This is a genomic window from Geobacter grbiciae, from assembly GCF_018531165.1.
GTDB classification, from domain to species: Bacteria; Desulfobacterota; Desulfuromonadia; order Geobacterales; family Geobacteraceae; genus Geobacter; species Geobacter metallireducens.
This window is the reverse complement of record NZ_JAHDIW010000031.1, coordinates 1-10724: the sequence shown is the minus strand read 5'-3', so window position 1 is coordinate 10724 and position 10724 is coordinate 1. Positions and strand designations below refer to the sequence as shown.

13 protein-coding genes, 2 pseudogenes and 1 riboswitch are annotated in these 10724 nt (G+C 61.2%); of the genes and pseudogenes, 11 read left to right on the top strand and 4 right to left on the bottom strand.

Annotation, left to right across the window (positions count from 1 at the left end; genetic code table 11):
* Position 1: 1 nt before the first annotated feature.
* Positions 2–85: riboswitch (cyclic di-GMP riboswitch) on the bottom strand.
* Positions 86–289: 204 nt separating this feature from the next.
* The 10 genes and pseudogenes from KJB29_RS18860 to KJB29_RS19605 all read left to right on the top strand — a co-directional run bounded on the left by KJB29_RS18860 (position 290) and on the right by KJB29_RS19605 (position 7147).
* Positions 290–832 (top strand): epoxyqueuosine reductase QueH, encoded by a 543-nt coding sequence (locus KJB29_RS18860; RefSeq protein ID WP_215735862.1) that lies wholly within the window; start codon positions 290–292, stop codon positions 830–832.
* Entirely contained in the window at positions 832–1044 is a 213-nt protein-coding gene (locus tag KJB29_RS18855; RefSeq protein WP_215735861.1) for a DUF2905 domain-containing protein, read from the top strand. Before KJB29_RS18860 ends, KJB29_RS18855 begins: the two co-directional genes overlap by 1 nt.
* Positions 1045–1157: 113 nt before the next feature.
* Positions 1158–2219 (top strand): SPFH domain-containing protein, encoded by a 1062-nt coding sequence (locus KJB29_RS18850; protein WP_215735860.1) that lies wholly within the window; start codon positions 1158–1160, stop codon positions 2217–2219.
* 3 nt (positions 2220–2222) lie between these two features.
* Positions 2223–2939: a TFIIB-type zinc ribbon-containing protein gene (locus tag KJB29_RS18845; RefSeq protein ID WP_215735859.1), complete on the top strand. Its 717-nt coding sequence runs from the start codon at positions 2223–2225 to the stop codon at positions 2937–2939.
* On the top strand, positions 2940–3917 hold the full coding sequence (locus tag KJB29_RS18840; protein ID WP_215735858.1) for a TFIIB-type zinc ribbon-containing protein: 978 nt from the start codon (positions 2940–2942) through the stop codon (positions 3915–3917).
* Positions 3910–4563: a hypothetical protein gene (locus KJB29_RS18835; RefSeq protein ID WP_215735857.1), complete on the top strand. Its 654-nt coding sequence runs from the start codon at positions 3910–3912 to the stop codon at positions 4561–4563. The genes KJB29_RS18840 and KJB29_RS18835 overlap by 8 nt, the downstream gene beginning before the upstream one ends.
* A gap of 78 nt (positions 4564–4641) precedes the next feature.
* Entirely contained in the window at positions 4642–4962 is a 321-nt protein-coding gene (locus KJB29_RS18830) for a phasin family protein (RefSeq protein WP_215735856.1), read from the top strand.
* Positions 4956–6641 (top strand): ABC1 kinase family protein, encoded by a 1686-nt coding sequence (locus tag KJB29_RS18825; protein ID WP_215735855.1) that lies wholly within the window; start codon positions 4956–4958, stop codon positions 6639–6641. Before KJB29_RS18830 ends, KJB29_RS18825 begins: the two co-directional genes overlap by 7 nt.
* A gap of 196 nt (positions 6642–6837) precedes the next feature.
* Positions 6838–7016, top strand: a pseudogene (locus KJB29_RS18820) (UDP-3-O-acyl-N-acetylglucosamine deacetylase); the annotation flags it as partial.
* A complete protein-coding gene (locus KJB29_RS19605; protein ID WP_281412975.1) occupies positions 7016–7147 on the top strand; it encodes a hypothetical protein in 132 nt (43 codons plus the stop codon). The pseudogene KJB29_RS18820 and the gene KJB29_RS19605, both read left to right, overlap by 1 nt.
* A gap of 72 nt (positions 7148–7219) precedes the next feature.
* On the opposite strand, the gene KJB29_RS18815 is transcribed toward KJB29_RS19605, so the two are convergent.
* Complete coding sequence (locus tag KJB29_RS18815; protein WP_215735854.1) at positions 7220–8326, bottom strand: DUF362 domain-containing protein; 1107 nt, start codon at positions 8324–8326, stop codon at positions 7220–7222.
* A 166-nt stretch (positions 8327–8492) separates the two neighbouring features.
* Between KJB29_RS18815 and KJB29_RS18810 the strand changes: the two genes are divergently transcribed.
* On the top strand, positions 8493–9230 hold the full coding sequence (locus KJB29_RS18810) for a response regulator (RefSeq protein WP_215735853.1): 738 nt from the start codon (positions 8493–8495) through the stop codon (positions 9228–9230).
* A 299-nt stretch (positions 9231–9529) separates the two neighbouring features.
* Here the strand turns inward: KJB29_RS18810 and KJB29_RS18805 are convergent, their stop codons facing one another.
* The 3 genes and pseudogenes from KJB29_RS18805 to KJB29_RS18795 form a co-directional block, all read right to left on the bottom strand.
* Positions 9530–9679: a lmo0937 family membrane protein gene (locus KJB29_RS18805; protein WP_215735852.1), complete on the bottom strand. Its 150-nt coding sequence runs from the start codon at positions 9677–9679 to the stop codon at positions 9530–9532.
* A gap of 96 nt (positions 9680–9775) precedes the next feature.
* Complete coding sequence (locus KJB29_RS18800) at positions 9776–10090, bottom strand: BON domain-containing protein (protein WP_215735851.1); 315 nt, start codon at positions 10088–10090, stop codon at positions 9776–9778.
* Between the two features lie 104 nt (positions 10091–10194).
* Positions 10195–10638 (bottom strand): annotated as a pseudogene (locus KJB29_RS18795) (sulfatase-like hydrolase/transferase); the annotation flags it as partial.
* Positions 10639–10724 lie beyond the last annotated feature (86 nt).

The following is a 10724-nucleotide window of genomic DNA, read 5'->3' as shown; positions in this document are numbered from 1 at the left end:
CTTCGACAACCCGGCTATCCTGACCATGGAGTCAGGACCCGTGGCTTTGCGTCCTCCGGTTACCCGAAGTTTGCCCTCTCGGAAACATGTTGGTTTTGAAAACGCGAAGTAAAATACCAAATAACAGAACGTTAATCAATGAGTGAGTGACCAGGGTCACAAAAATTTAACCTCAAGTGGCGCCGCAAGCTCCGCATGGATGCGCATGAATGCTTGAGCCTGTGGCGCCACTTGAGGTACTATCGATCGAAAAGCATTCCGTTACTTTGTGATTTCGAAGGGTTCAGGCATGAAAATCCTCCTCCATATGTGCTGCGGGCCGTGCGCCGCCTATCCGGTGGTACAGCTCCGGGACCGGGGCGCGGCGGTGACCGGCTACTGGTTCAACCACAACATCCACCCCTATCAGGAGTACGTGCGTCGTCGCGACACGGTGCGGGAGTACGCGGAAAAGGTGGGGCTCGATGTGATCTGGCGCGACGAGTACCGGCTGGAGGAGTTCCTGGCCGCGGTGGCCCAGAACCCGGAGGAGCGCTGCTTTTACTGCTACTTCTCCCGCCTCGATGCCGTGGCGGCCGCCGCTGCCGCAGGGGGCTTCGACGCCTTCACCTCGACCCTCCTCTACAGTCGGTACCAGAAGCACGACGCCATCCGCGACTGCGCCGAGCGTGCCGCCGAGCGCCATGGCGTGGCCTTTTACTACGACGACTACCGGCGGGGGTGGCAGGAGGGGATCCGCCTCTCCAAGGAACTGGGGCTCTACCGGCAGCAGTACTGCGGCTGCGTCTACAGCGAGAAGGAACGGTACCATCCGCGGGAAGGGGCGAAGTGATGCAGGGACTCGGCAAATCGCTCATCGTCTTCGGGCTCATTATTGCCGCCGTGGGGGTCGTCCTCACCTTCGCCGGCAAGATTCCCTGGCTTGGCCGGCTTCCCGGCGACATCTACGTGAAGCGCGACAACTTCACCTTCTACTTCCCCCTCGCCACGAGCATCCTCATCTCGGTGATTCTCTCCCTTATCCTCTGGCTCCTGAGGAAATGACCATCTTTTGTTAAAATACCTCAAGTTTTGCCCCTGCTCTCCGATACGTGCTACAGCTGCTTCAACCAGAAAACGGCTGTTTTGAATCAAATAGTCCTCGAATGGAGGTCCCCGTGGCGATCAATGACATGAATGCGGTCTTTCTCGAAGTTATCGAGTGGTTCGACGACAGCGGCCGGGAGATGGTCCGCCGCATACCCCCCGAGGGGTCGGCTGAGATCAAATTCGGTGCCCAGCTGGTGGTGCGGGAGAGCCAACGGGCAGTCTTCTTCAAGGACGGCAAGGCCGCCGACTGCTTCGGCCCGGGTCGCCATACCCTCACAAGCGCCAACCTCCCGATCCTCACGAAGCTCCTGTCGCTTCCCTGGGGGTTCACCTCCCCCTTCCGCTGCGAAGTCTGCTTCGTGGGGATGCACACCTTTACCGATCTCCGTTGGGGGACCAAGGAGCCGGTGGCGTTCCGGGACAGCCGCTTCGGCATGGTGCGCCTGCGGGCCTTCGGCTCCTACACCCTGCGAGTTGTGGAACCGAAGCTTCTCGTGAACGCCCTGGTGGGGACCCGGGGGCTCTACACGAGTGCCGAGCTGGAGGAGTTCTTCCGGGACATCATCGTGGCCCGGCTGAACGACTACCTGGGGGAGACCATTGAGACGGTCCTCGACCTCCCGGCCCGCTACGACGAGATGGCCGCGGCCCTCAAGGGGCGGCTTGCCGGGGATTTCGGCGGTTTCGGCATCGAGATGGCCGAGCTCTACGTGAATGCGATTACACCGCCGCCGGAGGTCCAGAAGGTCATTGACGAGCGCAGCTCCATGGAGGCGGCCGGTGACGTGGACCGCTATCTGAAGTTTAAGGCGGCCCAGAGCCTGGAGAAGGCGGCCTCGGCGGAAGGGGGCGGCGAGGCGGCCCAGGGGATGGGGCTCGGCCTTGGGGCCGGTCTCGGCATGATTCTGCCCGGCATGGTGGCCAACGCCATGGGGGGAGGGGGGGCGAAACCGGCGCCGGCTCCTGCGGGAGGGGGGTGTCCCCGTTGTGCAACGCCGCTTGTGGCCGGGGCCAGGTTCTGCCACCAGTGCGGCGCTGCCGCGGGACCCGGCTTCTGCGCCGGCTGCGGCAAGGAGCTGCCGGGGGATGCCCGGTTCTGCCCCGGGTGCGGACGGCCCGCCGGAGGATAGCCGGTGACCGTGTCCTGCCCCCAATGCGGCGCCCCGGTCGAGGCCCGCACCGAGACCCGCTTCCACCACTGCCCCTTCTGCACCTCCTCCTTTGTGGCGGAAGAGGGAAAGGGGATTGTCGAATATTACCTGGCCCACAACCGGGATGACCGGTTGGCATGGAGCACCCTCGCCTCTACCCTGGAGGGGGGGGGGGATGATTCGCCGGTGGAGCGGCTCGGCTGCGAGCATCTCGTGGCCCCCTTCTGGCTCTCCCGCTCCGGCGGCGGAACGCGTCTCGTCCCGGCCCTGCGGCACCCGTGGGTCGGGATGGCATCCCTGGTTCTCCCCGGGGGTGATCTCCTCTATGTACCGAAGGGAAGCGATTTCACCCCACCCGACATCCCCGTGGCCGAGGCACTGGGGGACGGGGCCGGGAGGGAGCCCGGCTCCCTGGCTCTCGTCCATCTCCCCCTCTACCTCCTCACCTTTCGCGTTGGCGGCAGTGATTGCCGGGCCGTGGTCTCGGCGGTGGACCGCCGGGCGTATCTCCTGGATCCACTGCCACGGAACGCCGTTACGCTTCCGCTGCGCCACGTGGCCCTGGTGGCGGGGTATGCCCTGCTCCTTGTCATCGTCGGCATGGCGGTGAAGAACCACCTCCACCGGGCCATTGCCTTCGCCGTCATCTTCGGCATGGCATATTTCTCCTTCACTGCGTTTCTCCGGCGGGAGGCCTGAATGGCCGAGCAGCAGACCGTCACCATCTCCTGTCCCCAGTGTGCAAGCCCCTTCTCCTTCCGGGAAGGTGACCGCAACGCCCGGTGCCCCTCCTGCGGCACCTCCCTCGCCGTCTCGGGGGAGGCGGGGATTTCTCGCTTCTGGATCGAGGAGCGGATCGACCTGGCCCAGGCCCGGGCCAATGCCCGCAGGGCCGTGGCTGCGGCAGGCGGCGACCCGGATGTGGTGGAGCGGCTCCGGTTCGAGGGGGGCGAGCTTTGCTTTCTCCCCTTCTGGCGGTTGCGGGGCCACGCCGCCGGCTGGCTCTGGACCGAGCGGGAAACGGTGACGCGGGAGGAAGAGTACGACGAGAACGGCATGAAGACGGTGCGGGAGGTGCGGGGTCCCAACCAGTGCGCCACCGAGAGCGTCATGGTGGCGGTGGACTACAGCTCTCCGGCCTGCGATGTGTCGCGCTTCGGCCTGCGGGGGATCGCCGTGGCCGGCGCCGTCCTTCCCCTCCGGGGGATGGATTTCGCTCTTGTCTCCGGCCGGGGGACGGTCTTCGACCCGGTGAAGGACCCCGACGAGGTGCGGCGGGAGGCGGTGGCCCAGGCCAGGGCCAGGGGCGGGGGAAACGGGGTGATCCGCTCCTCGGGGCGCTTCTCCCTCTGCGGGGAGCGCCTCTCCCTTATCTCGTACCCGGTCTGGAGCCTCACCTTCGCCCGTGACGAACGCCTCCATCCCGTCACCGTTGATGGGGTGAACGGCCGGGTTCTGGCGGGGCGGCTTCCGGGGAGTACTCACCTGACGCTCCTGCGCCCCCTCCTCACGGTGACGCTTTTCGTGTTCGCCTTCACGCTCCATCGGCTTATCGGCGCCGCCGTCGCCGTGGGGTTCCTGGGGTGGCTGGCCGCCAATGGCGGGCTTTCGCCGGAGCGGCTTGCCGGCTGGTTCTTTGCCCTCGTGGAGCGGCAGAGGGAGGTGGAGCTTGGCTGACCGGCACGACCTTCGCGTCATCCCTCTCCGCTGTCCGGCCTGCGGCGCCACCCTTGAAGCGGGCGGAGAGGATGTCATCTATCCCTGCAAGCCGTGCGGCTCCTACCGGGAACTGGTGGGGGAAGATCTGGTGCAGCGGGAGGTTGTCCACGTGGCAGGCCCCGATCTGGACGCTCCCCCGGCCGCGCGGCGGGAGATGCCGCGGCTTCCCTTCTGGGTATTCCCCTTCCGGGCGGCCACGGTCGGTGGTGAGGTGGCCACCCTCCGGGAGTATCTGGCCCTGGCTGGCTCAGTCTCCCAGCTCTCGCCGGGCCGGGGGGAGAAGCCTCCCCTGGTTTTTGTACCGGCCTTCGCGGCTAAGTCCGCGTCGCTTCTTAGGGCAGGCCGCCTCCTGACCCTCCGTTCCCCAGCCTTCGGCCGCTCTGTCGGCGTACCTTCGCGCGTTGCCCCCATCGTTTTCCGGGAGGCTGACGCCCGTGCCCTGGCCGAAGCAGTGGTGCTCGCCACCGTCGCCACGGAGCGGCGCGTGAACCAGCGGTTCCTCGACTCTTTCGCAGTTCGGTGCGGGGCCGGTCGACTCCTCTCGATTCCCTTCGACGACCGGGTAGGGAGGCTCCATCAGCCTGATCTCGATCTGGAGATATAGGGAGAAGAGGCTTGTCTTTTCCGCCATTCCTGCTACGTTTTAACCGTGTGACGATAGACCATTGAGGAGGATTCGACCATGATCGAGCTTATCGAGAAAGCTGTTCTGACCGGCCTGGGGGTTGTGTCCCTCTCCCAGAAGAAGGCCGAGGAGTTGGTGTCTGACCTGAAGGAGAAGTACAAGGTGGGGGAAGACGAGGGGAAGGCGCTCGTGGAGAAGCTGCAGAGCATGGCCAAGGATGCCCGTGAGCGGGTCGCCGAGATGGCGGACCAGGAGGTCAAGGGGGCCATCGAGCGGCTCGGCCTCGTCCCCCGCGAAGAGTACGACCGCCTCGTGAAGCGGGTGGATGCCCTGGAGGCGAAGCTCTCCACCTGCACCGAACCTGGCACTGAATGCTGACGTTCATCCAGCTCAACCGCAATATCCGGAGCCTGCGGCGCTACCGGCAGATCGTCAGGGTCCTCTTCAAGTTCGGCTTCGACCATGCGCTGGAGCTCATGGGGCTCTCCCAGTTCGTGGCCCGGGGGCGCAAGCTCTTCCGCAGGCCGGAGTCGGAGCTCGCCCTCCTCTCGCCGGCCGAGCGGATGCGCCTTGCCCTGGAGGAACTGGGACCCACCTTCGTGAAGTTGGGCCAGATCCTCTCCACCCGCCCCGACGTCATCCCCCGCAGCTTCATCCTGGAGTTCGCCAAGCTCCAGGACCAGGTCCCGTCGTTCCCCTTCGAGGCGGTGGAGGATCAGATCCGCAAGCACCTGGGGCGGGAGCCGTCCGAGTGCTATTCCTCCATCGATCCGGAGCCCCTGGCCGCCGCCTCCATAGCCCAGGTCCACTGGGCCCAGCTCGTTTCCGGCGAGGAGGTGGTCATCAAGGTCCGCCGCCCCGGCGTTGTGGGGCTCGTGGAGACCGACATCGACGCCATGATGGGGCTCGCACTCTTGGCTGAGAAGCACCTCCCCGGAAGCGATCTCTACGACCCCGTGGGGCTCGTGAAGGAGTTCGCCCGGACCATCCGCCGGGAGATGGATTTCTCCCGGGAGGCCCACACCATCGAAAAGTTCGCCGAGAACTTCGCCGGCGACCCTACCCTCCATTTCCCCACGGTCTACTGGGACCAGACCGCCGGCGGGGTCCTGACCATGGAGCACGTCGACGGGATCAAGGTCTCGGACACGGCGGCCCTGGATGCGGCGGGGCTTGATCGCAAACTCATCGCCCTGCGGGGAGCCGACGCCTTCCTTAAGATGGTCCTCATCCACGGCTTCTTCCACGGCGACCCCCATCCGGGCAACGTCCTGATCCTTCCCGACAACGTCATCTGCCTTCTGGACTACGGCATGGTGGGGCGCCTCGACGCCCAGCTCAAGGGGTATCTGACCGACATCCTCCTGGCCATCGTGCAGCGTGACGTGGACGAGGTGATCTCGCTCCTCCTCTACTCTGGGGACATTACCGACACCCTCGACACCCGTGCCCTGCGGCGGGACCTGTCGGGACTCATCGACAGCTACTACGAGGTGCCGCTCCGGCAGATCGAGGTGGGGCGAATGCTCCTGGAGTTCCTGGAGGTGATCACCACCTACCACATCCGGTTCCAGCCCGATCTGATGCTCCTGGCCAAGGCCCTGGTCGCCATCGAGGGGATGGGGCGGGAACTGGACCCCGCCTTCGACATGGTGGAGCACCTGCGTCCCTTCATGAAAAAGGCCATGCGTGACCGGTTTTCACCGGAACACCTCGTGCGCGAAATGGGCTCACACATCACCTCCTACGTGACCCTGTTCCGCAATCTTCCCAAGGATCTGAAGGAGTTCCTCAACCGGATCAACCGCAACAAATTCAAGATCGACCTGGAGCACCGGGGGCTCGACCGGGCCCTCAGGGATTTCGACAAGTCCATAAACCGCCTCTCCTCCAGCCTCATCATCGCCGCCCTCATCGTCGGTTCATCCATCATCATGCAGACCGACAAGGGGCCGAAGATCTTCGAATTTCCCATCTTCGCCTTCATGGGGTACACCATCGCCGGTTTCATCGGCCTCTGGTGGGTCATCGCCATCATTCGCTCCGGCAGGCTGTAGCGACATCCTCGCTGTTGCATTAATGCAACAATGATCGTGGCGTCAGTACCACACCCGCAGCGCCGGTGCCCTACCTTGAATAGTATTCTCTATCTGTAACTGTTCTGAATTATTGATTATATGTTTTGTGTGATGGTTGGCCCGGTAGTTGCTCAGTGGAAAGAAGGTAAGCACACTGACAAATCAGGAACTCACCATGGCCATGCAACAGACTCTGAAAGACAAAGTCACCCTCGCCGGCATCGGGGTCCACTCGGGCCGGGAAACCACCGTCACCCGCGCCCCGCCGAGGCCGGAACCGGCATCGTCTTCCACCGGGTCGACCTCTCCCCCGCCGTGTCCATCGAGGCGATTGCCGCCAACGTGGCCACGACATGAACCATCGCCTCGTTACTGAACTCCTTGCCCGCACCGATTGCTGGAGGCTCGTGGAGGCCGGAGAGCGGAATGACGAGGGGGCGGCGCTTCCCTTGGGGGTCCCGGAGCTGGCGTGGTCCAAGGGGTAGGGGAGTCACTGAGCCCATGACGAAAAAAGCAGCCTTGTCGGGCTGCTTCTTCGTTACGTGTTCGCGATCGTCCTACACCTTCACCAACTCATACTCCCGCGTCCCCATGCCGATTTTCTCGGCATGCTCCAGCTGCACCTCCCAGTCGATATCCGGGTGCACGCCGCGGAACTTGTCCCCCCCTGGTTCATGGCCGCTTTCCAGGGCCGTGTTCTGGTTGCCCTGGGCGTCGTTGACCAGATCGGCACAAGCCTGGTCCAGGGCCACCGGGTCGGTGGAGGCGCAGATGCCGATGTCGTTCACGATGGGGGCGTCGGCGTGGCCGTAGCAGTCGCAGGCGGGGGAGACCTGGGTGATGAAGTTGACGAAGAGGGTCTTCTTCTCTTTTCCCACAATGGCACCCTTGGCGAATTCGGCCATCTTCTTCATGACGAGATCGGCTGCCTCGTTCCATTGGATCTGGACCGCCTTGGTGGGGCAGACGGTGATGCAGCGGCTGCAGCCGGCGCAGTGGGCGGGATTGAGCTTTGCTTTTCCCTCGATGATGGCGATGGCGTCGTGGGCACAGGCCTTGAGGCAGAGGCCGCAGCCGGTGCAGTACTTCTCGGCGATCTTCGGGGCCACGGTGGAGTGCTGGGTCATCTTCCCCTCGCGGGTGGAGCACCCCATGCCGAGGTTTTTGAGGGCGCCGCCGAAACCGGTCAGCTCGTGGCACTTGAAGTGGGAGACCGCCACCATGGCGTCGGCCTCGGCGATGGCGGAGGCGATGGGAACCTTCTTGAGGATTTCGCCGTTCACCTCCACGACGGTCGCCGAGTTTCCCCTGAGACCGTCGCACATGATGAGGGGGGCACCGGCCACTGCGTAGGCAAAGCCGTTCTCGATGGCGCAGGTCAGGGCCGAAACCGCCTCCTTCCGCTCGCCGGGATAGAGGGTGGACGAATCGGTGAGAAACGGTTTGCCTCCGCATCCCTTGATTTCCTCCACCATCCGTCTGATGAAGATTGGGCGAATGAAGGTGTGGTTCCCCCGCTCGCCGAAGTGGACCTTGACTGCCACAAGATCCCCGGTGGAGATCCGCTCCCTGACCCCGGCCAGGATCATGAGCTTGCCTATCTTGTCAAAGAGGTTTTCCTTGTGGCCGGTCCGCATGTCGGCGAAATAGACTGTGTTCGGCATTTTCATGTCCTCCCTGAAATGGTCTGTTGTCATGTCCCTGAGACGCTAGCACAAGGGACTCGCGTTTTCAATGATTTGGGAGATTCCTGCGAGTCATCCCTTGCGATTGGTCAAAAATTTGTTATTTTACTCATTAACAATTCACGTGCGCAGTCCGGGGGATTCCATGAGTGATACGCAACGGCAGCCCGAAATCTGGCTGATGGGGTTGGGATGTGATGAGGAGCGTTCGGCGAAGGTGCGCGATTATCTGGCCTATGCAGGATACCGGGTGACCTGCCACGGGATGGATGACTTTGCCGACGGCAGGCCCCTCGGGGTGGTTCTCGATCTCTCGCCGTTCTCCAGGGACGGGTGGGGGATTCTGCTCGACATCAAGAATAACGCGGCCACCCGTGACGTGCCGATACTGCCGGTCTATCTCAGCCAGGAGGGGAAGGTGGGAGGGATTTTTCCCGCCGTCGGATTTTTCACCCTTCCCGTCGATCCCGACTACCTCATGACGAAATTGGCGGTGCTGGGGCTCACGGAGGATGCCGAGACCTGGGACCTGCAGGTGATGGTTGTGTCGAAGCGGGGTGAGGAGCATCTGGCCAAGGCGCTAACATCCCTCGGCTTCGATGTGGTTAACGCGTACACCGGCACAGAGGCGGTTGCCCTTGCCACCATCGGCCGCCCCTTCATGGTTTTCTGCTGCGTAATGCTTCCCGACATGTCGGCGTTTGAACTCATGGAGCGTTTCCGCCTCTTTCCCCAGGTGTGCAACGTTCCCTTCTTCGTGCTGGTCAAGGATGCCATGAAGGAGGGGGAGAGGACGGCGCTGAGCCGTCAGATCGAGCATCTGGTAAGGAAGAAAGAGCTGACGCGGGAGGAATTTGCGACCCACCTTCGGCGCCGGCGCTGAATCCTTTTTTTCACTCAAGTTTTTTCCGCGACGGCCGAAGAGATAACCAGAGCAGGCATTCGATGTTCGAAAGGAGGCGCAGGTCGAAACAGCGGTCCGAAAAACTGTGCTGTAGTACCTGAGGTAGGTTCGCCCTACCGGAAACATCCGGCTCGTGCCGGGTCGACACCGTCTCAAGAAAAGGCTGCCGGGACATTGCCCGTGCAGCCTTTTCGCGTTTAAGCCTTTTGGTGATTTTTGCAGTCGGTATGGCGGTCGGTCGATTTTGGTTAAAAGGACGAAGTCATAGGGATTGCCCCCTATAGGATTTTCCGGCCCTGGATGATGCGTACCAACACCATGATAATGGCAATTACAAGTAGAATATGGATCAGCCCGCCCATGGTATATGACGAAACTATTCCCAAGAGCCACAGCACTATCAGAATCACGCAGATTGTCCACAGCATGACTTACCTCCCTGTAACTGTCGCTGTAGCATTATCCAGCGCTTTTCAACTTCCAGCAGAATGTGAATAGCCAGCTGGAGCTGCTTTGTTACGCAGTTATTTCACAACCAGGTCATTCTTAACCGCTTTGACACCCTCGACACTTCCGGCAACCGCTCCTGCTTTATTCACGCTCTGGGCCGAATCGACAAAACCGCTCAATTGGACCGTTCCGTTGTACGTCTTCACGCTGATCTGCAGCATCTTCAGCGATGGTTCTTCGAGAATTGCGGCCTTCACCTTGGTTGTGATGACAGAGTCATCGATATATTGTCCGGTGCTTTGTTGCTTCTGTGTGGCTGCGCACCCCAGGAAAGCAGTTATCAGCCCGATGCAGACCATGAATTTCAAAATCCGATACAGTTTTTCCATGATACCTTCTCCTTTCCGTGCAGCTATTATTGCTTGGGTCCCATCAAGTTTACCTTCCGCTCCTGACCTGTCAATCTAATACGCTCGGCGCTTATCATAGTCTCTTATTGACACCAGTTGTTTTCCTGATTTATTCCATCATCAGGAGAAGTGTAACCAAGACAGCCCAAGAGGGTATCGAATATTTCTTCATGGCGACGCACTTCCCCTTGATGTGTTTTTAATCTTTCAAATGCACTATGATTCTCTGGAACTGCAAGATACTTGGTAGATGCCCAGATAATAAGGGGAACCATTCTCTGTTCAGGTGGTGCAACCTCTTTTGGTGTACCATGAAAATGAGTATTTTCATCAATTGATTCACCATGATCTGAGGTATAAAAAACCAAAGCTTTCTTGTCTTTTAGCGCTTCTATAACATTGCTGAGAAAATAGTCGGTGTACAATACGCTGTTGTCATATGAATTAATCAATTTTTGTTTGTCGCAAGAAGAATCCACACCCATACACTCAGGTGTGAACTTTGCGAAATTACGGGGATAACGGTTTGTATATAAAGGTTCTTTCGTGAATTAGTTGCAGCGTAGATTCAGGAGGAAGGAGATTAGATAGAGGGAAGTACATCGGATTTGAC

Excerpts from the sequence above, each read along its gene's own strand:
- KJB29_RS18800 (WP_215735851.1), bottom strand. The coding sequence starts at position 10,090 with ATGGAAAAACTGTATCGGATTTTGAAATTCATGGTCTGCATCGGGCTG.
- KJB29_RS18860 (WP_215735862.1), top strand. The coding sequence starts at position 290 with ATGAAAATCCTCCTCCATATGTGCTGCGGGCCGTGCGCCGCCTATCCG.
- KJB29_RS18840 (WP_215735858.1), top strand. The coding sequence starts at position 2,940 with ATGGCCGAGCAGCAGACCGTCACCATCTCCTGTCCCCAGTGTGCAAGC.
- KJB29_RS18805 (WP_215735852.1), bottom strand. The coding sequence starts at position 9,679 with ATGCTGTGGACAATCTGCGTGATTCTGATAGTGCTGTGGCTCTTGGGA.
- KJB29_RS18855 (WP_215735861.1), top strand. The coding sequence starts at position 832 with ATGCAGGGACTCGGCAAATCGCTCATCGTCTTCGGGCTCATTATTGCC.
- KJB29_RS18825 (WP_215735855.1), top strand. The coding sequence starts at position 4,956 with ATGCTGACGTTCATCCAGCTCAACCGCAATATCCGGAGCCTGCGGCGC.
- KJB29_RS18810 (WP_215735853.1), top strand. The coding sequence starts at position 8,493 with ATGAGTGATACGCAACGGCAGCCCGAAATCTGGCTGATGGGGTTGGGA.
- KJB29_RS18815 (WP_215735854.1), bottom strand. The coding sequence starts at position 8,326 with ATGCCGAACACAGTCTATTTCGCCGACATGCGGACCGGCCACAAGGAA.
- KJB29_RS18830 (WP_215735856.1), top strand. The coding sequence starts at position 4,642 with ATGATCGAGCTTATCGAGAAAGCTGTTCTGACCGGCCTGGGGGTTGTG.
- KJB29_RS19605 (WP_281412975.1), top strand. The coding sequence starts at position 7,016 with ATGAACCATCGCCTCGTTACTGAACTCCTTGCCCGCACCGATTGCTGG.